Annotated in this window: 31 protein-coding genes; 30 read left to right on the forward strand and 1 reads right to left on the reverse strand. The window is 66.2% G+C overall.

The genetic code is table 11. From position 1 onward, the window contains the following. Positions 1-46: 46 nt before the first annotated feature. The gene (gene tuf, locus IO24_RS0130675; RefSeq protein ID WP_030839706.1) at positions 47-1,240 is read left to right on the forward strand and encodes an elongation factor Tu; all 1,194 of its coding nucleotides are present in this window, start codon (positions 47-49) and stop codon (positions 1,238-1,240) included. Positions 1,241-1,472: 232 nt separating this feature from the next. Here the strand turns inward: tuf and IO24_RS45300 are convergent, their stop codons facing one another. Then, positions 1,473-1,673, reverse strand: a complete 201-nt coding sequence (locus tag IO24_RS45300) for a hypothetical protein (protein WP_157851294.1) — start codon at positions 1,671-1,673, stop codon at positions 1,473-1,475. A gap of 657 nt (positions 1,674-2,330) precedes the next feature. Between IO24_RS45300 and rpsJ the strand changes: the two genes are divergently transcribed. From rpsJ to IO24_RS0130825, 29 genes are all read left to right on the forward strand, one after another. Beyond that, on the forward strand, positions 2,331-2,639 hold the full coding sequence (gene rpsJ / locus IO24_RS0130685) for a 30S ribosomal protein S10 (RefSeq protein WP_003948644.1): 309 nt from the start codon (positions 2,331-2,333) through the stop codon (positions 2,637-2,639). Positions 2,640-2,657: 18 nt separating this feature from the next. After that, positions 2,658-3,302, forward strand: coding sequence for a 50S ribosomal protein L3 (gene rplC / locus IO24_RS0130690; protein ID WP_031141288.1), 645 nt, complete (start codon positions 2,658-2,660; stop codon positions 3,300-3,302). 5 nt (positions 3,303-3,307) lie between these two features. Next, positions 3,308-3,964, forward strand: a complete 657-nt coding sequence (rplD, locus tag IO24_RS0130695) for a 50S ribosomal protein L4 (RefSeq protein WP_031141290.1) — start codon at positions 3,308-3,310, stop codon at positions 3,962-3,964. Then, positions 3,964-4,383 (forward strand): 50S ribosomal protein L23, encoded by a 420-nt coding sequence (gene rplW / locus IO24_RS0130700; RefSeq protein ID WP_031141292.1) that lies wholly within the window; start codon positions 3,964-3,966, stop codon positions 4,381-4,383. The genes rplD and rplW overlap by 1 nt, the downstream gene beginning before the upstream one ends. A 38-nt stretch (positions 4,384-4,421) precedes the next feature. Continuing rightward, positions 4,422-5,258: a 50S ribosomal protein L2 gene (gene rplB / locus IO24_RS0130705; protein ID WP_031141294.1), complete on the forward strand. Its 837-nt coding sequence runs from the start codon at positions 4,422-4,424 to the stop codon at positions 5,256-5,258. Positions 5,259-5,270: 12 nt separating this feature from the next. Continuing rightward, positions 5,271-5,552 (forward strand): 30S ribosomal protein S19, encoded by a 282-nt coding sequence (rpsS, locus tag IO24_RS0130710; RefSeq protein WP_003992359.1) that lies wholly within the window; start codon positions 5,271-5,273, stop codon positions 5,550-5,552. 42 nt (positions 5,553-5,594) lie between these two features. Further along, complete coding sequence (gene rplV / locus IO24_RS0130715) at positions 5,595-5,942, forward strand: 50S ribosomal protein L22 (protein ID WP_031141295.1); 348 nt, start codon at positions 5,595-5,597, stop codon at positions 5,940-5,942. Continuing rightward, complete coding sequence (gene rpsC / locus IO24_RS0130720) at positions 5,942-6,769, forward strand: 30S ribosomal protein S3 (RefSeq protein ID WP_030860973.1); 828 nt, start codon at positions 5,942-5,944, stop codon at positions 6,767-6,769. The genes rplV and rpsC overlap by 1 nt, the downstream gene beginning before the upstream one ends. A gap of 5 nt (positions 6,770-6,774) precedes the next feature. Further along, complete coding sequence (gene rplP / locus IO24_RS0130725) at positions 6,775-7,194, forward strand: 50S ribosomal protein L16 (protein ID WP_030839663.1); 420 nt, start codon at positions 6,775-6,777, stop codon at positions 7,192-7,194. Further along, complete coding sequence (gene rpmC, locus IO24_RS0130730; protein WP_010036720.1) at positions 7,194-7,418, forward strand: 50S ribosomal protein L29; 225 nt, start codon at positions 7,194-7,196, stop codon at positions 7,416-7,418. Before rplP ends, rpmC begins: the two co-directional genes overlap by 1 nt. Then, positions 7,418-7,705 (forward strand): 30S ribosomal protein S17, encoded by a 288-nt coding sequence (gene rpsQ, locus IO24_RS0130735; RefSeq protein ID WP_030839660.1) that lies wholly within the window; start codon positions 7,418-7,420, stop codon positions 7,703-7,705. The genes rpmC and rpsQ overlap by 1 nt, the downstream gene beginning before the upstream one ends. 99 nt (positions 7,706-7,804) lie before the next feature. Next, positions 7,805-8,173 carry a 50S ribosomal protein L14 gene (rplN, locus tag IO24_RS0130740; protein ID WP_003992364.1) on the forward strand — a complete coding sequence of 123 codons (369 nt, stop codon included), beginning with the start codon at positions 7,805-7,807 and terminating at the stop codon, positions 8,171-8,173. 2 nt (positions 8,174-8,175) lie between these two features. Then, positions 8,176-8,499, forward strand: coding sequence for a 50S ribosomal protein L24 (rplX, locus tag IO24_RS0130745; protein WP_003992365.1), 324 nt, complete (start codon positions 8,176-8,178; stop codon positions 8,497-8,499). Then, a complete protein-coding gene (gene rplE, locus IO24_RS0130750) occupies positions 8,499-9,056 on the forward strand; it encodes a 50S ribosomal protein L5 (protein WP_030839657.1) in 558 nt (185 codons plus the stop codon). Before rplX ends, rplE begins: the two co-directional genes overlap by 1 nt. Before the next feature lie 5 nt (positions 9,057-9,061). Beyond that, complete coding sequence (locus tag IO24_RS0130755) at positions 9,062-9,247, forward strand: type Z 30S ribosomal protein S14 (RefSeq protein ID WP_003948630.1); 186 nt, start codon at positions 9,062-9,064, stop codon at positions 9,245-9,247. A gap of 213 nt (positions 9,248-9,460) precedes the next feature. After that, the gene (gene rpsH / locus IO24_RS0130760) at positions 9,461-9,859 is read left to right on the forward strand and encodes a 30S ribosomal protein S8 (protein WP_030839654.1); all 399 of its coding nucleotides are present in this window, start codon (positions 9,461-9,463) and stop codon (positions 9,857-9,859) included. A gap of 24 nt (positions 9,860-9,883) precedes the next feature. After that, entirely contained in the window at positions 9,884-10,423 is a 540-nt protein-coding gene (gene rplF / locus IO24_RS0130765) for a 50S ribosomal protein L6 (RefSeq protein WP_003992368.1), read from the forward strand. A gap of 3 nt (positions 10,424-10,426) precedes the next feature. Next, positions 10,427-10,810 (forward strand): 50S ribosomal protein L18, encoded by a 384-nt coding sequence (gene rplR, locus IO24_RS0130770; RefSeq protein ID WP_007494754.1) that lies wholly within the window; start codon positions 10,427-10,429, stop codon positions 10,808-10,810. A gap of 41 nt (positions 10,811-10,851) precedes the next feature. Beyond that, complete coding sequence (rpsE, locus tag IO24_RS0130775) at positions 10,852-11,460, forward strand: 30S ribosomal protein S5 (protein WP_030671799.1); 609 nt, start codon at positions 10,852-10,854, stop codon at positions 11,458-11,460. Further along, complete coding sequence (rpmD, locus tag IO24_RS0130780; protein WP_005481207.1) at positions 11,460-11,642, forward strand: 50S ribosomal protein L30; 183 nt, start codon at positions 11,460-11,462, stop codon at positions 11,640-11,642. The genes rpsE and rpmD overlap by 1 nt, the downstream gene beginning before the upstream one ends. 2 nt (positions 11,643-11,644) lie before the next feature. Beyond that, positions 11,645-12,100, forward strand: coding sequence for a 50S ribosomal protein L15 (gene rplO, locus IO24_RS0130785; protein WP_031141307.1), 456 nt, complete (start codon positions 11,645-11,647; stop codon positions 12,098-12,100). 235 nt (positions 12,101-12,335) lie between these two features. Beyond that, positions 12,336-13,649 (forward strand): preprotein translocase subunit SecY, encoded by a 1,314-nt coding sequence (gene secY, locus IO24_RS0130790; protein ID WP_031141309.1) that lies wholly within the window; start codon positions 12,336-12,338, stop codon positions 13,647-13,649. Continuing rightward, entirely contained in the window at positions 13,649-14,311 is a 663-nt protein-coding gene (locus IO24_RS0130795) for an adenylate kinase (protein ID WP_031141311.1), read from the forward strand. Before secY ends, IO24_RS0130795 begins: the two co-directional genes overlap by 1 nt. A 132-nt stretch (positions 14,312-14,443) precedes the next feature. After that, the gene (gene map, locus IO24_RS0130800) at positions 14,444-15,280 is read left to right on the forward strand and encodes a type I methionyl aminopeptidase (protein ID WP_031141313.1); all 837 of its coding nucleotides are present in this window, start codon (positions 14,444-14,446) and stop codon (positions 15,278-15,280) included. A 235-nt stretch (positions 15,281-15,515) separates the two neighbouring features. Then, positions 15,516-15,737: a translation initiation factor IF-1 gene (infA, locus tag IO24_RS0130805; protein WP_003948620.1), complete on the forward strand. Its 222-nt coding sequence runs from the start codon at positions 15,516-15,518 to the stop codon at positions 15,735-15,737. Positions 15,738-15,801: 64 nt separating this feature from the next. Next, positions 15,802-15,915 carry a 50S ribosomal protein L36 gene (gene rpmJ / locus IO24_RS0130810; RefSeq protein ID WP_003974245.1) on the forward strand — a complete coding sequence of 38 codons (114 nt, stop codon included), beginning with the start codon at positions 15,802-15,804 and terminating at the stop codon, positions 15,913-15,915. Positions 15,916-16,102: 187 nt separating this feature from the next. Beyond that, positions 16,103-16,483: a 30S ribosomal protein S13 gene (rpsM, locus tag IO24_RS0130815; protein WP_003974244.1), complete on the forward strand. Its 381-nt coding sequence runs from the start codon at positions 16,103-16,105 to the stop codon at positions 16,481-16,483. 64 nt (positions 16,484-16,547) lie between these two features. Further along, the gene (gene rpsK / locus IO24_RS0130820) at positions 16,548-16,952 is read left to right on the forward strand and encodes a 30S ribosomal protein S11 (protein WP_003956432.1); all 405 of its coding nucleotides are present in this window, start codon (positions 16,548-16,550) and stop codon (positions 16,950-16,952) included. 161 nt (positions 16,953-17,113) lie between these two features. Next, positions 17,114-17,855, forward strand: a 742-nt coding sequence (locus tag IO24_RS0130825; protein ID WP_037668802.1) for a DNA-directed RNA polymerase subunit alpha, incomplete at its 3' end; no start/stop codon positions are given.

Raw genomic sequence — 17,855 nt, forward strand, 5'->3', positions numbered from 1 at the left:
CGCCGATGAGTAAGGCGTACCAGAACCACTCCCCAGGAGGACCCCCGTGGCGAAGGCGAAGTTCGAGCGGACTAAGCCGCACGTCAACATCGGCACCATCGGTCACATCGACCACGGTAAGACGACCCTCACGGCCGCCATTACCAAGGTGCTGCACGACGCGTACCCGGACCTGAACGAGGCCTCGGCCTTCGACCAGATCGACAAGGCTCCTGAAGAGCGCCAGCGCGGTATCACCATCTCCATCGCGCACGTCGAGTACCAGACCGAGACGCGTCACTACGCCCACGTCGACTGCCCCGGTCACGCGGACTACATCAAGAACATGATCACGGGTGCGGCGCAGATGGACGGCGCCATCCTCGTGGTCGCCGCCACCGACGGCCCGATGCCGCAGACCAAGGAGCACGTGCTCCTGGCCCGCCAGGTCGGCGTTCCGTACATCGTCGTCGCGCTGAACAAGGCCGACATGGTGGACGACGAGGAGATCCTGGAGCTCGTCGAGCTCGAGGTCCGTGAGCTCCTCTCCGAGTACGAGTTCCCGGGCGACGACCTGCCGGTCGTCAAGGTCTCGGCGCTCAAGGCCCTCGAGGGCGACAAGGAGTGGGGCAACTCCGTCCTCGAGCTCATGAAGGCCGTGGACGAGAACATCCCGCAGCCCGAGCGTGACGTCGACAAGCCGTTCCTCATGCCGATCGAGGACGTCTTCACGATCACCGGTCGCGGTACGGTCGTCACCGGCCGTATCGAGCGTGGTGTCCTCAAGGTCAACGAGACCGTTGACATCGTGGGCATCAAGCAGGAGAAGACCACCACCACGGTCACCGGCATCGAGATGTTCCGCAAGCTCCTCGACGAGGGCCAGGCCGGTGAGAACGTCGGTCTGCTGCTTCGTGGCATCAAGCGCGAGGACGTCGAGCGCGGCCAGGTCATCATCAAGCCGGGCTCGGTCACCCCGCACACCGAGTTCGAGGCGCAGGCCTACATCCTGTCCAAGGACGAGGGTGGCCGCCACACGCCGTTCTTCAACAACTACCGCCCGCAGTTCTACTTCCGTACGACGGACGTGACCGGCGTGGTGACCCTCCCCGAGGGCACCGAGATGGTCATGCCGGGTGACAACACCGAGATGAAGGTGGAGCTCATCCAGCCCGTCGCCATGGAAGAGGGCCTGAAGTTCGCCATCCGTGAGGGTGGCCGGACCGTGGGCGCCGGCCAGGTCACCAAGATCAACAAGTAAGTCTTCGGACTGGCTTGAGGGTCTGCTGACCTGAGTGGCTCGAAGGGGCCCGTACGACTTCGGTCGTGCGGGCCCCTTTGCCGTACCCGGGGTGGTCACCGCATGTGCTGGGCCGCCCGACTGTGCCGACGTCGACGCCCGGCGTCGGTCCCACCTCGCAGCACACCGACAGCCCGGTCTCCCGAGCGGTTCAGGAACCCCTCGTTCGGGAGGAACGCCGTCATGCCGCCCGTCAGGTTGCGCACCATGACGTCCGAGAAGGGGAGAGGACGGTGCCGTAGCCGTCCATGCGCCACTGGCCGTCGGTGCTCGGCCTGCCGGAGGGGGAGGCGGCTGTGGCGGGCGCTGTGGCTGCTGTGGCGAGGGCCAGGGTGAGGGTGGTGGCGGTGGACCATCCGGTGAGCTGGTGGGCCGGAGCGGGGCCCCCGGACATGGGCACGCCGCCGGGGCGGTGACACAGGGGGCGTGACTTCGGATCGCCGACCCGGTGGAGGGCCGATCACGCCCGCCGATGCCCACCGCATGTGGCGTCGCCCACCTGCCCGGCATGCTGCGGCCGGCGTCCGACACACCCGACTGGGGGAAGGCCGGCCACCGGGCCTGTGACGCAGAGCTGGAGCGGGTCTTCGAGGGGGAGTGGCCCGGGGTCGTCCGGCCTTGTGTTTGACCTACGTCACCCTCGGGGTATTCTCCTCGGCTCGATTGGCGTCGGCCCTGCCCCATATGGCAGACTGTCGGAGTTGCTCGGTCGAGTGTTGATGCTGCGCGCCTCCCGCCGGGAGGACCGGAAGCGAGTCCCACAGTACTCGTCGCCCTAACTGCCACCACGGCAGCGCTGGGGCGGACGTACGGGAATCTTTCGGGAAGCGTTAGTGCGGCACCGGCCAGGCACCCGGTGGGGCGCGTCAGTCCATTGATGCAGCCGCCCCGGCCTGCGGTTCCGGAAGGGCCGTGCGTAATCCCGCAGGGATGTTCGGACAAGGGACATCCATGTCAGCGAGAGTGCGACACGCCCGACCGCGTGGGTCGGAGAGAACGAAGGGAACACCGGGTTCCAGAGCGTTACGAGAGACAGGACTACTGAGTAGCCATGGCGGGACAGAAGATCCGCATCCGGCTCAAGGCCTACGACCACGAGGTCATCGACTCCTCGGCGAAGAAGATCGTCGAGACGGTGACGCGTACTGGTGCGTCGGTCGCGGGCCCGGTGCCGCTGCCCACTGAGAAGAACGTGTACTGCGTCATCAAGTCGCCGCACAAGTACAAGGACTCGCGCGAGCACTTCGAGATGCGCACGCACAAGCGCCTGATCGACATCCTCGACCCGACCCCCAAGACCGTTGACTCTCTGATGCGACTCGACCTCCCGGCCGGTGTCGACATCGAGATCAAGCTCTGAGGGCCGGTGATCTGAAAGATGACTAAGCAGATCAAGGGCATCCTGGGCGAGAAGCTCGGCATGACGCAGGTGTGGGACGCGAACAACCGTGTTGTTCCGGTCACCGTCGTCAAGGCCGGCCCCAACGTCGTCACCCAGGTCCGCACGAACGACACCGACGGATACGAGTCCGTCCAGATCGCGTTCGGCGAGATCGACCCGCGCAAGGTGAACAAGCCCCTCAAGGGCCACTTCGCCAAGGCCGACGTCACTCCCCGCCGCCACCTCGTCGAGATCCGTACCGCTGACGCCAGCGAGTACACGCTCGGCCAGGAGATCACCGCTGAGGTGTTCGAGGCCGGCATCAAGGTCGACGTGACCGGCAAGAGCAAGGGCAAGGGCTTCGCCGGTGTCATGAAGCGTCACAACTTCAAGGGCCTCGGCGCCGGACACGGCACCCAGCGCAAGCACCGCTCTCCCGGCTCCATCGGTGGCTGTGCCACCCCGGGCCGTGTGTTCAAGGGCCTCCGCATGGCGGGTCGCATGGGCAACGAGCGGGTCACCACCCAGAACCTGACCGTTCACGCCGTTGACGCGGAGAAGGGCCTGCTCCTCATCAAGGGCGCGGTACCTGGTCCGAACGGCGGCCTCGTCCTGGTCCGCACCGCGGCCAAGGGGGCCTGAGGACTATGAGCACCATTGACATTCTGTCGCCCTCCGGCGACACCGCCGGGACCGTTGAGCTCCCGGCCGAGATCTTCGACGTAGAGAAGATCAGCATCCCGCTGCTTCACCAGGTCGTCGTCGCACAGCTGGCCGCCGCCCGTCAGGGCACGCACAAGGTCAAGCGTCGTGGCGAGGTCCGCGGTGGCGGTAAGAAGCCGTACCGCCAGAAGGGCACCGGCCGCGCCCGTCAGGGTTCGACCCGTGCGCCGCAGTTCGCCGGCGGTGGCGTCGTCCACGGCCCCACGCCGCGTGACTACTCGCAGCGGACCCCGAAGAAGATGAAGGCCGCGGCCCTGCGCCACGCCCTCACCGACCGGGCCCGCAACAACCGCATCCACGTCGTCTCCGGCGTCATCGAGGGCGAGAGCCCGTCGACGAAGGCCGCGAAGACCCTCTTCGGCAAGATCAGCGAGCGCAAGAACCTGCTGCTCGTCATCGACCGTGCCGACGAGGCCGCGTGGCTGTCCGCCCGCAACCTGCCCCAGGTCCACATCCTGGAGCCGGGCCAGCTGAACACGTACGACGTTCTCGTCTCGGACGACGTGGTCTTCACCAAGGCCGCCTTCGAGTCCTTCGTGTCCGGCCCGAAGGCCAATGACACCGAAGGGAGCGAGGTCTGATGGCCATCCGTCACCCCGCAATCGCCTCCAAGGCGGCGAAGAAGGCCAAGGCCGCGCGCGTCGCCAAGGCGCGCCGCCACGCCGCCGAGGGCAAGAACACCGTCGAGACCCCGCTGAGCAAGTCCTTCACGGACCCCCGTGACGTGCTGCTCAAGCCGGTCGTCTCCGAGAAGAGCTACGCGCTCCTCGACGAGGGCAAGTACACGTTCATCGTCGCCCCGAGCGCCAACAAGACCCAGATCAAGCAGGCCGTTCAGTCGGTCTTCTCGGTCAAGGTCACCGGGGTCAACACGATCAACCGCCAGGGCAAGCGCAAGCGGACCCGCACCGGCTTCGGCCAGCGCGCGTCCACCAAGCGCGCGATCGTGACCCTCGCTGAGGGCGACCGTATCGACATCTTCGGCGGTCCGACCGCGTAAGCGGGTCGGATCGTCCGATATCGGACGAGGACTGAGAAATGGGAATCCGCAAGTACAAGCCGACTACGCCGGGCCGTCGTGGCTCCAGCGTCGCCGACTTCGTCGAGGTCACGCGGTCCACGCCGGAGAAGTCGTTGGTCCGCCCCCTGCACAGCAAGGGTGGCCGTAACAACTCCGGTCGTGTGACCGTCCGCCACCAGGGTGGTGGCCACAAGCGCGCCTACCGCGTGATCGACTTCCGTCGTCACGACAAGGACGGCGTGCCGGCGAAGGTCGCGCACATCGAGTACGACCCCAACCGCACCGCGCGCATCGCGCTCCTGCACTACGCGGACGGCGAGAAGCGCTACATCCTCGCGCCGCGTGGCCTGAGCCAGGGCGACCGCGTCGAGAACGGTCCCGGGGCCGACATCAAGCCGGGCAACAACCTTGCCCTGCGCAACATCCCGGTCGGTACCACGCTGCACGCCATCGAGCTGCGTCCGGGCGGCGGCGCGAAGTTCGCCCGCTCCGCCGGCGCCTCGGTGCAGCTGCTCGCGAAGGAGGGCTCCATGGCCCACCTGCGCATGCCGTCCGGTGAGATCCGCCTGGTCGACCAGCGCTGCCGCGCCACGGTCGGCGAGGTGGGCAACGCCGAGCAGAGCAACATCAACTGGGGTAAGGCGGGCCGTAAGCGCTGGCTGGGCGTCCGCCCGACCGTGCGTGGTGTGGTCATGAACCCGGTGGACCACCCGCACGGTGGTGGCGAAGGCCGTACCTCGGGTGGTCGCCACCCGGTGTCCCCGTGGGGCAAGAAGGAAGGCCGTACTCGTTCGCCCAAGAAGGCGTCGAACAAGTACATCGTCCGCCGCCGCAAGACGAACAAGAAGCGCTAAGGACGGGTTGAGATGCCTCGTAGCTTGAAGAAGGGGCCCTTCGTCGACGACCACCTGATCAAGAAGGTGGACGCCCAGAACGAAGCCGGCACCAAGAACGTCATCAAGACCTGGTCCCGTCGCTCGATGATCGTGCCGGCCATGCTCGGCCACACGCTCGCGGTGCACAACGGCAAGACCCACATTCCGGTGTTCGTCACCGAGTCGATGGTCGGCCACAAGCTCGGCGAGTTCTCGCCGACCCGCACCTTCCGGGGTCACGTCAAGGACGACCGGAAGTCGAAGCGCCGCTAAGCGCGGGGTGGAATGACCATGACAGACACTGGAAGGACAACCATGGAAGCCAGGGCCCAGGCGCGGTACATCCGCGTCACGCCCATGAAGGCCCGCCGCGTGGTGGACCTCATCCGTGGCATGAACGCCACGGAGGCTCAGGCGGTCCTGCGTTTCGCCCCGCAGGCCGCGAGCCAGCCGGTGGGCAAGGTGCTGGACAGCGCCATCGCCAACGCCGCGCACAACTACGACCACACCGATGTCGACAGCCTCTTCGTCTCCGAGGCCTACGTCGACGAGGGCCCGACCCTGAAGCGGTTCCGTCCGCGCGCCCAGGGCCGTGCCTACCGGATCCGCAAGCGGACCAGCCACATCACCGTGGTCGTCAGCAGCAAGGAAGGAACCCGGTAATGGGCCAGAAGGTAAACCCGCACGGGTTCCGGCTCGGTGTCACGACCGACTTCAAGTCGCGTTGGTACGCCGACAAGCTGTACAAGGACTACGTCAAGGAAGACGTCGCCATCCGTCGGATGATGACGTCCGGCATGGAGCGCGCCGGCATCTCCAAGGTCGAGATCGAGCGCACCCGTGACCGCGTGCGTGTGGACATCCACACCGCTCGTCCGGGCATCGTCATCGGCCGCCGCGGCGCCGAGGCCGACCGCATCCGCGGTGACCTCGAGAAGCTCACGGGCAAGCAGGTCCAGCTGAACATCCTCGAGGTCAAGAGCCCCGAGACGGACGCTCAGCTGGTTGCTCAGGCCGTCGCCGAGCAGCTCTCCTCCCGCGTCTCCTTCCGTCGCGCCATGCGTAAGAGCATGCAGGGCACGATGAAGGCCGGCGCCAAGGGCATCAAGATCCAGTGCGGTGGCCGCCTCGGTGGCGCCGAGATGTCCCGCTCGGAGTTCTACCGCGAGGGCCGTGTGCCCCTGCACACGCTCCGCGCGAACGTGGACTACGGCTTCTTCGAGGCCAAGACGACCTTCGGCCGCATCGGTGTGAAGGTCTGGATCTACAAGGGCGACGTCAAGAACATCGCCGAGGTCCGCGCCGAGAACGCCGCCGCCCGCGCGGGTAACCGCCCGGCCCGTGGTGGCGCTGACCGCCCGGCCCGTGGTGGCCGTGGTGGCGAGCGTGGCGGGCGCGGTCGTAAGCCGCAGCAGGCTCCGGCTGCCGAGGCCCCCAAGGCCGACGCTCCCGCCGCCGCTCCGGCTGAGAGCACCGGAACGGAGGCCTGACCGAAATGCTGATCCCCCGTAGGGTCAAGCACCGCAAGCAGCACCACCCCAAGCGCAGTGGTATGGCCAAGGGTGGCACTGAGGTCGCGTTCGGCGAGTACGGCATCCAGGCGCTGACCCCGGCGTATGTGACGAACCGTCAGATCGAGGCCGCTCGTATCGCCATGACCCGCCACATCAAGCGTGGCGGCAAGGTCTGGATCAACATCTACCCGGACCGCCCCCTCACCAAGAAGCCCGCCGAGACCCGCATGGGTTCCGGTAAGGGTTCTCCTGAGTGGTGGATCGCCAACGTCAAGCCCGGACGTGTGATGTTCGAGCTGTCGTACCCCAACGAGAAGATCGCGCGCGAGGCCCTGACCCGTGCGGCCCACAAGCTGCCGATGAAGTGCAAGATCGTCAAGCGCGAGGCAGGTGAAGCGTGATGTCGGCCGGTACCAAGGCGTCCGAGCTGCGCGAGCTGGGCAACGAGGAGCTCCTCAACAAGCTCCGCGAGGCCAAGGAAGAGCTGTTCAACCTCCGCTTCCAGGCGGCGACGGGTCAGCTCGAGAACCACGGTCGGCTCAAGGCCGTCCGCAAGGACATCGCGCGGATCTACACCCTGATGCGTGAGCGCGAGCTGGGCATCGAGACGGTGGAGAGCGCCTGATGAGCGAGAGCAACGTGACTGAAGAGACCAAGACGGACCGCGGTTTCCGCAAGACCCGTGAGGGTCTGGTCGTGAGCGACAAGATGGACAAGACCGTCGTCGTCGCCGTCGAGGACCGCGTCAAGCACGCGCTGTACGGCAAGGTCATCCGCCGTACGAGCAAGCTCAAGGCGCACGACGAGCAGAACGCCGCGGGTGTCGGCGACCGCGTCCTCCTCATGGAGACCCGGCCGCTGTCCGCGACGAAGCGCTGGCGCGTCGTCGAGATCCTCGAGAAGGCCAAGTAATCCCGCCTAGGGGGACCCCCTAGGCATCGTTCCGCCAGGCTCGGGGCGGGTGTGTGAGTACACCCGCCCCGGGAACCGGCAGACATTCAGGAGATAGACGTGATCCAGCAGGAGTCGCGACTGCGTGTCGCCGACAACACTGGTGCGAAGGAGATCCTTTGCATCCGTGTGCTCGGTGGCTCCGGTCGCCGCTACGCGGGTATCGGTGACGTCATCGTCGCCACCGTCAAGGACGCGATCCCCGGCGGCAACGTGAAGAAGGGTGACGTCATCAAGGCGGTCATCGTTCGCACCGTCAAGGAGCGCCGCCGTCCGGACGGCTCGTACATCCGCTTCGACGAGAACGCCGCTGTCATTCTCAAGAACGACGGCGACCCTCGTGGCACCCGTATCTTCGGCCCGGTGGGCCGGGAGCTGCGCGAGAAGAAGTTCATGAAGATCATCTCGCTCGCGCCGGAGGTGCTGTAAGCATGAAGATCAAGAAGGGCGACCTGGTCCAGGTCATCACCGGTAAGGACAAGGGCAAGCAGGGCAAGGTCATCGCGGCCTTCCCCCGCGAGGACCGTGTCCTGGTCGAGGGTGTCAACCGGGTCAAGAAGCACACCAAGGCCGGTCCGACGGCTCGCGGTTCGCAGGCCGGCGGCATCGTCACCACCGAGGCGCCGATCCACGTCTCCAACGTCCAGCTGGTCGTGGAGAAGGACGGCAACAAGGTCGTGACCCGCGTCGGTTACCGCTTCGACGACGAAGGCAACAAGATCCGCGTTGCCAAGCGGACGGGTGAGGACATCTGATGACGACCACCACCAGCCCGCGTCTGAAGCAGAAGTACCGTGAGGAGATCACGGGCAAGCTGCGTGACGAGTTCAAGTACGAGAACGTCATGCAGATCCCCGGTCTCGTCAAGATCGTGGTCAACATGGGTGTGGGCGACGCCGCCCGCGACTCCAAGCTGATCGAGGGCGCCATCCGCGACCTCACCACGATCACCGGTCAGAAGCCGGCCGTCACCAAGGCCCGCAAGTCCATCGCGCAGTTCAAGCTGCGTGAGGGCCAGCCGATCGGTGCCCACGTCACGCTTCGTGGCGACCGCATGTGGGAGTTCCTGGACCGCACCCTGTCGCTCGCGCTGCCGCGCATCCGCGACTTCCGCGGCCTCTCCCCCAAGCAGTTCGACGGCCGTGGCAACTACACCTTCGGTCTCACGGAGCAGGTCATGTTCCACGAGATCGACCAGGACAAGATCGACCGCACCCGGGGTATGGACATCACCGTGGTGACCACGGCGACCAACGACGCTGAGGGCCGCGCGCTCCTTCGTCACCTCGGCTTCCCCTTCAAGGAGGCGTGAGCGAGATGGCGAAGAAGGCTCTGATCGCTAAGGCTGCTCGCAAGCCCAAGTTCGGTGTGCGTGGCTACACCCGCTGCCAGCGCTGCGGCCGCCCGCACTCCGTGTACCGCAAGTTCGGCCTCTGCCGCGTGTGCCTTCGTGAGATGGCTCACCGTGGAGAGCTGCCGGGCGTGACCAAGAGCTCCTGGTAATCCCCCAAATAGGGGATTCGCAGGGCTCTCGGTAAGCATCTGGGGCGGCAGGACGTCCAGCTCACATGCCTTAGGCTTGTGGGGTTGGGCGTCTGCCGCCGCCCTTACGACTTACTACGCCGTAGGTCCACCGCGCCGCACCCGTCCCGTCTCGGATCGGGGAGAGGGATGGCGCACCAGGAAACCCCGGCGAGAGAGGCCGAAGGCCAATTCATGACCATGACTGATCCGATCGCAGACATGCTTACGCGTCTGCGGAACGCGAACTCGGCATACCACGACTCCGTGACGATGCCGGCATCGAAGATCAAGTCGCACATCGCGGAGATCCTCCAGCAGGAGGGCTTCATCACGGGCTGGAAGGTCGAGGACGCCGAGGTCGGCAAGAACCTCGTCCTGGAGCTGAAGTTCGGCCCCAACCGTGAGCGCTCCATCGCGGGCATCAAGCGGATCTCGAAGCCCGGTCTCCGGGTGTACGCGAAGTCCACCAACCTGCCGAAGGTTCTGGGCGGCCTGGGCGTGGCCATCATCTCCACGTCGCACGGCCTCCTGACCGACAAGCAGGCGCAGAAGAAGGGCGTGGGTGGGGAAGTCCTCGCCTACGTCTGGTAATTCGGGAACGGAGGAGAGACAGCAATGTCGCGTATCGGCAAGCTCCCCATCCCGGTTCCCGCCGGCGTGGACGTCACCATCGACGGCCGTACGGTCGCGGTCAAGGGCCCCAAGGGCGAACTGACCCACACCGTCATCGCGCCGATCGACATCGCGAAGGCCGAGGACGGCACCCTTCAGGTGCTCCGGCCCAACGACGAGCGGCAGAGCAAGGCCCTGCACGGCCTGTCCCGCACGCTGGTGGCGAACATGATCACCGGTGTGACCCAGGGATACGTCAAGAAGCTCGAAATCAGCGGTGTCGGTTACCGTGTCGTGGCCAAGGGCTCCAACCTGGAGTTCTCCCTCGGCTACAGCCACCCGATCCTGGTCGAGGCCCCCGAGGGCATCACCTTCAAGGTGGAGTCCCCGACCCGTTTCTCGGTCGAGGGCATCGACAAGCAGAAGGTCGGCGAGGTTGCGGCCAACATCCGCAAGCTGCGCAAGCCCGACCCGTACAAGGCCAAGGGCGTCAAGTACGAGGGCGAAGTCATCCGCCGCAAGGTCGGAAAGGCGGGTAAGTAAGCCATGGCATACGGACAGAAGATCCTTAAGGGCGACGCCTACAAGCGCGCCGCGATCAAGCGCCGCCACATCCGGATCCGTAAGCACATCAACGGTACGGCGGAGCGTCCGCGTCTGGTCGTTACCCGCTCGAACCGCCACATCGTGGCCCAGGTGATCGACGACATCAAGGGTCACACCCTGGCGTCGGCGTCCACCCTGGACACCTCGATCCGCGGTGGCGAGGGCGACAAGTCCGCGCAGGCCAAGCAGGTCGGCGCCCTGGTCGCCGAGCGCGCCAAGGCCGCCGGTGTCGAGGCCGTCGTGTTCGACCGTGGTGGTAACCAGTACGCGGGGCGCATCGCCGCCCTGGCGGACGCCGCCCGCGAGGCCGGACTCAAGTTCTGAGTCGGTTCCGTAGCTAGCGGAAACAGAGAGAGGTAATTCCAATGGCTGGACCCCAGCGCCGCGGTGGCGGTGCCGGTGGCGGCGAGCGGCGGGACCGGAAGGGCCGTGACGGCGGCGCTGCTGCCGCCGAGAAGACCGCGTACGTTGAGCGCGTTGTCGCGATCAACCGCGTCGCCAAGGTTGTGAAGGGTGGTCGTCGCTTCAGCTTCACCGCGCTGGTCGTGGTGGGCGACGGTGACGGCACCGTGGGTGTCGGATACGGCAAGGCCAAGGAGGTGCCGGCCGCCATCGCCAAGGGTGTTGAGGAGGCCAAGAAGCACTTCTTCAAGGTTCCCCGCATCCAGGGCACCATCCCGCACCCGATCACGGGTGAGAAGGCTGCCGGCGTCGTCCTGCTCAAGCCCGCGTCGCCCGGTACCGGTGTTATCGCCGGTGGCCCGGTGCGTGCCGTGCTCGAGTGCGCCGGTATCCACGACGTGCTGTCGAAGTCGCTCGGCTCGTCGAACGCGATCAACATCGTGCACGCGACCGTGGAGGCCCTGAAGGGCCTGCAGCGTCCCGAGGAGATCGCGGCCCGCCGTGGTCTGCCGCTCGAGGACGTCGCCCCCGCGGCTCTGCTGCGTGCGCGTGCCGGGGCTGGTGCTGCGTAATGGCTCAGCTCAAGATCACGCAGACGAAGTCGTACATCGGCAGCAAGCAGAACCACCGTGACACCCTGCGTTCCCTTGGTCTCAAGGGCATCAACACGCAGGTCGTCAAGGAGGACCGCCCCGAGTTCCGCGGCATGGTGCACACCGTCCGCCACCTCGTGACGGTCGAGGAGGTCGACTGATCATGGCGGAGAACAACCCGCTCAAGATCCACAACCTCCGTCCCGCCCCGGGCGCCAAGACCGCCAAGACCCGTGTCGGTCGTGGTGAGGCGTCGAAGGGTAAGACGGCCGGTCGTGGTACCAAGGGCACGAAGGCCCGTTACCAGGTTCCGGAGCGCTTCGAGGGTGGGCAGATGCCCCTCCACATGCGCCTCCCGAAGCTGAAGGGCTTCAAGAACCCGTTCAAGACCGAGTTCCAGGTCGTGAACCTCGACAAGCTCGCCGCGCTCTACCCCGAGGGTGGCGAGGTCACCGTCGAGGGTCTGGTGGCCAAGGGTGCCGTTCGCAAGAACAGCCTCGTCAAGGTCCTCGGCCAGGGCGAGATCTCCGTGGCGCTGCAGGTGACGGTCGACGCCGTCTCCGGCTCCGCCAAGGAGAAGATCACCGCCGCCGGCGGTTCCGTCACCGAGCTCGTCTGAACACCACAGGCGTCTCGATGACCTGAGCGATCCCGACCGGGGATACCCCACATATGGGGTATCCCCGGTTGGTCGTTCCTAGGGCGGCAGTCTCGCCGGTAAGGTGGCCTGCACTGCCCTCTTTTCACTGGGTGCTTCACTTCGGGCACTCTGAGCGGCAGTTGACCGTTACCTATTCGTCGAACCTCAAGACCGTCACCCTTGACGCAGTTGCGCGGGGGTCGCAGGAGGCACCGTGCTCACCGCGTTCGCCCGGGCGTTCAAGACGCCCGACCTGCGCAAGAAGCTGCTCTTCACGCTCGCCATCATCGTGGTCTACCGGGTCGGTACGCACGTCCCGATCCCAGGTGTCGACTACCGCAACGTTCAGACGTGTATCGACAACGCCCAGGCCAACCAGGGCATCTTCGGCCTGGTCAACATGTTCAGCGGTGGCGCGCTGCTGCAGATCACGATCTTCGCGCTGGGCATCATGCCGTACATCACGGCGAGCATCATTCTGCAGCTGCTGACTGTGGTGATCCCGCGCCTGGAAGCCCTGAAGAAGGAGGGCCAGGCCGGTACGGCGAAGATCACGCAGTACACCCGTTACCTGACGATCGCCCTCGCCATCCTTCAGGGCACCGGCCTCGTCGCCACCGCCCGCAGCGGCGCTCTCTTCCAGGGCTGCCCCGTGGCCAGCCAGATCGTCCCGGACCAGTCGATCTTCGTCACCATCACCATGGTCATCACCATGACCGCCGGTACGGCGGCCGTGATGTGGCTCGGCGAGCTCATCACCGACCGTGGCATCGGCAACGGCATGTCGATCCTGATGTTCATCTCGATCGCCGCCACCTTCCCGTCCGCCCTGTGGGCCATCAAGACGCAGGGCGACCTGGCCGGCGGCTGGATCGAGTTCGGCACGGTCATCGCGGTCGGCCTCGTCATGGTCGGCCTGGTGGTCTTCGTCGAGCAGGCCCAGCGCCGGATCCCGGTGCAGTACGCCAAGCGCATGATCGGCCGTCGTTCCTACGGCGGCACGTCCACCTACATCCCGCTCAAGGTGAACCAGGCGGGTGTGATCCCCGTCATCTTCGCCTCGTCGCTGCTCTACATCCCGGCGCTGATCGCTCAGTTCGCGGGAGGCACCTCGGGCTGGAAGACCTGGATCGAGCAACATTTCGTCAAGGGCGACCACCCGTACTACATCATTACGTACTTCCTGCTGATCGTTTTCTTCGCGTTCTTCTATGTGGCGATCTCCTTCAACCCCGAGGAAGTCGCCGACAACATGAAGAAGTATGGTGGCTTCATCCCGGGCATCCGGGCTGGCCGACCGACCGCTGAGTACCTGTCGTACGTGCTCAACCGGATCACCTGGCCGGGTTCGCTGTATCTGGGTCTGATCGCTCTCGTGCCGACGATGGCGTTGGTTGGTTTCCAGGCAAACCAAAACTTCCCGTTCGGCGGGACCAGCATCCTGATCATCGTGGGTGTCGGACTCGAGACCGTGAAGCAGATCGAGAGCCAGCTCCAGCAGCGCAATTACGAAGGGTTCCTCCGCTGATGCGTATCGTCCTCGTCGGGCCGCCGGGCGCCGGTAAGGGAACGCAGGCCGCGTTCCTGGCCAAGAACCTGTCGATCCCGCACATCTCCACGGGCGACCTGTTCCGGGCCAACATCAGCCAGCAGACGGAACTCGGCAAACTGGCGAAGTCCTACATGGACGCGGGCAATCTCGTGCCGGACGAGGTCACCATCGCGATGGCGAAGGACCGCATGGAGCAGCCGGACGCCGAGAACGGCTTCCTGCTGGACGGCTTCCCCCGCAATGTCTCGCAGGCCGAGGCGCTCGACGAGCTGCTCGAGACCGAGAGCATGCAGCTCGACGCGGTGCTGGACCTGGAGGTCCCCGAGGACGAGGTGGTCAAGCGGATCGCCGGCCGCCGCATCTGCCGCAACGACTCCTCGCACGTCTTCCACGTGACGTACAAGCAGCCGGCCAAGGAAGGCGTCTGCGACGTCTGTGGCGGTGAGCTGTACCAGCGCAACGACGACTCCGAGGAGACGGTCCGGACGCGCCTGGAGGTCTACCACACCCAGACCGAGCCGATCATCGACTACTACAAGGCCCAGGGCCTGGTGGTCACGATCTCGGCGCTCGGCAAGGTGGAGGACGTCACGACGCGCGCCATGGAGGCGCTGAAGCGTGGCGAGGACGACAAGTAGTCGTCCGTACGCAGCTACGGCCGCGGTTCCCCTCGGGGAGCCGCGGCTGCTGTGTGGGCGGGGTCGGACACGCGGCCCCGTATCGTTGAAGACATTCGTTGTCGCCGAAGGTCCAGAAAGGCCGTAGCTCCCATGGTGCAGATCAAGAGCCCCGAGCAGATCGCCAAGATGCGTGAGGCAGGGCTGGTCGTCGCCGCCATTCACGCGGCGACCCGTGAGGCCGCCGTACCCGGGGCCACGACGAAGGATCTGGACCAGGTCGCCCGCAAGGTCCTCGCCGAGCACAACGCCAAGCCGAACTTCCTCGGCTACGGCGGCTTCCCGGCGACGATCTGCACGTCGGTGAACGAGGTCGTCGTCCACGGCATCCCGTCCGACGACGTCGTCCTCAAGGACGGGGACGTCATCTCCGTCGACTGCGGCGCGATCATCGACGGCTGGCACGGCGACGCCGCCTTCACGGCGTTCGTGGGCTCCGGCCACGCCCCGGAGCTGGTCGAGCTCTCCCGGGTGACCGAGGAGTCGATGTGGGCCGGCATCGCCGCCATGAAGCAGGGCAACCGCCTCGTCGACGTCTCCCGGGCCATCGAGACGTACATCCGCCGCCAGCCCAAGCCCGGCGGCGGCAAGTACGGGATCATCGAGGACTACGGCGGCCACGGCATCGGCACCGAGATGCACATGGACCCGCACCTGCTGAACTACGTCGACCGGCGGCGCGGCAAGGGCCCGAAGCTGGTGCCCGGGTTCTGCCTCGCGATCGAGCCGATGGTGTCCCTGGGGACGCCGAAGACGGAGGTCCTCCAGGACGACTGGACCGTCATCACGACGGACGGTACGTGGTCGTCCCACTGGGAGCACTCTGTCGCTCTGACGGAGGAGGGTCCGCTGGTGCTGACGGCTCCCGACGGTGGGAAGGCGAAGCTCGCCGAGCTGGGGATCGTCGCCGCGCCGGATCCGCTGGGCTGAGTGCGCCTTCCGGGTTGGGTCGCCCTGCCGACGGGCGGCCGCCGGTTCGTGGTGTCTTGCGCGCAGTTCCCCGCGCCCCTTCGGGGGCGCTTAAAGCGCTGCCCGGTGGGGCAGACTCTCTCGATTCGTGTTTCCGGGAGCCCTGTCGTAGACTGACTCGTCGGCTCTTGTGTACCCGCATGCCTGCATGCGCTCGCACAGAGTCGATCAAGGTAGTCGATTCGAAGGGCGAAGCGTGGCCAAGAAGCAAGGTGCCATCGAGATCGAGGGCACTGTCGTCGAGTCTCTTCCGAACGCCATGTTCAAGGTCGAGCTCCAGAACGGCCACCAGGTCCTGGCACACATCAGCGGCAAGATGCGCATGCACTACATCCGCATCCTCCCTGACGACCGGGTCGTGGTGGAGCTGTCTCCGTACGACCTGACGCGTGGCCGGATCGTCTACCGCTACAAGTAGATCTTGCCTGTGCTCCGCCGCCGCGTGTGACGGAGCTGCCGGCACTGACCCGGAGAACCTCACCATGAAGGTCAAGCCGAGCGTCAAGAAGATCTGCGACAAGTGCAGGGTGATCCGCCGTCACGGCCGGGTCATGGTCATCTGCGACAACCCGCGCCACAAGCAGCGCCAGGGCTGACGCACGACCGATCCCTCTGCACTCCTCGCAGGGATTCGCGCGACGCAAGCTGAATTTGTTCATACGCAGGACCCAGACCCCCGGGTCTGACACCCCCGGTCGGAGGCCGGGGACCCAGTTCGTACCTGGTACGGCGGCTGGGATTCGGTTCTGTGGAAGACCTCCGTCAAATAACTGGAGCCATTGAATGGCACGCGTTTCCGGTGTTGACATCCCGCGCGAAAAGCGCGTGGAGATCGCCCTCACCTATGTGTTCGGCATCGGCCGGACCCTCTCGCAGCAGACGCTGGCCGCCACCGGCGTCGACCCGAACACCCGCGTTCGCGACCTCTCCGAGGAGCAGCTCGTCGCGATCCGCGAGTACGTCGACAACAACATCAAGACCGAGGGTGACCTCCGCCGCGAGGTCCAGGCCGACATCCGCCGCAAGGTCGAGATCGGTACCTACCAGGGTCTGCGCCACCGTCGTGGCCTGCCCGTCCGCGGTCAGCGCACCAGCACGAACGCCCGTACCCGCAAGGGTCCGCGTCGCGCCATCGCCGGCAAGAAGAAGCCGGGCAAGAAGTAGTCCACAGCGGACGCCTGTCCACGGTCTTCGCTGTAGGACCGACCACCTCCCGTAGGAGTTATAGATGCCCCCCAAGGGTCGTCAGGGCGCTGCCAAGAAGGTGCGCCGCAAGGAAAAGAAGAACGTCGCTCACGGCCACGCGCACATCAAGAGCACGTTCAACAACACCATCGTCTCGATCACGGACCCGTCCGGCAACGTGATCTCCTGGGCCTCCGCCGGCCACGTCGGCTTCAAGGGCTCCCGGAAGTCCACGCCGTTCGCCGCGCAGATGGCCGCCGAGTCGGCTGCCCGCCGCGCTCAGGAGCACGGCATGCGCAAGGTCGACGTGTTCGTGAAGGGCCCGGGTTCCGGTCGTGAGACCGCGATCCGCTCCCTGCAGGCCACGGGCCTCGAGGTCGGCTCCATCCAGGACGTCACCCCGACCCCGCACAACGGCTGCCGTCCGCCGAAGCGCCGCCGCGTCTGACGCGAGGCTGCTTCGCGCAGACCGAGGTTTTTCGGGCGGTACGGCTCCGTAAAAGGGCCGTATCGCCCGTACCCTTGCAGTACCCGTCCCTTCTGTGCCGGGGACGGATCAAGTCGGGCGTCAAATAGCGGGCGCCCACGACTGAAGGATCTGATCCACACATGCTGATCGCTCAGCGTCCCTCGTTGACCGAAGAGGTCGTCGACGAGTTCCGCTCCCGGTTCGTGATCGAGCCGCTGGAGCCGGGCTTCGGTTACACCCTCGGCAACTCCCTGCGCCGGACCCTCCTCTCCTCGATCCCGGGTGCGGCGGTCACGTCCATCCGCATCGACGGCGTGCTGCACGAGTTCACCACCGTGCCGGGCGTCAAGGAGGACGTCACCGACCTGATCCTCAACATCAAGCAGCTGGTCGTCTCCTCGGAGCACGACGAGCCGGTCGTGATGTACCTGCGCAAGCAGGGCCCGGGTCTGGTCACCGCCGCCGACATCGCGCCCCCGGCCGGTGTCGAGGTGCACAACCCCGACCTGGTCCTCGCCACGCTCAACGGCAAGGGCAAGCTGGAGATGGAGCTGACGGTCGAGCGCGGCCGCGGTTACGTCTCCGCCGTGCAGAACAAGCAGGTCGGCCAGGAGATCGGCCGGATCCCGGTCGACTCGATCTACTCGCCGGTGCTCAAGGTCACGTACAAGGTCGAGGCCACGCGTGTCGAGCAGCGGACCGACTTCGACAAGCTGATCGTCGACGTCGAGACCAAGCAGGCCATGCGCCCGCGTGACGCCATGGCGTCCGCCGGTAAGACCCTGGTCGAGCTGTTCGGTCTGGCCCGCGAGCTCAACATCGACGCCGAGGGCATCGACATGGGCCCGTCCCCCACGGACGCCGCCCTGGCCGCCGATCTGG

It is taken from the genome of Streptomyces flavovariabilis (assembly GCF_000725785.1).
GTDB classification, from domain to species: Bacteria; Actinomycetota; Actinomycetes; order Streptomycetales; family Streptomycetaceae; genus Streptomyces; species Streptomyces hawaiiensis.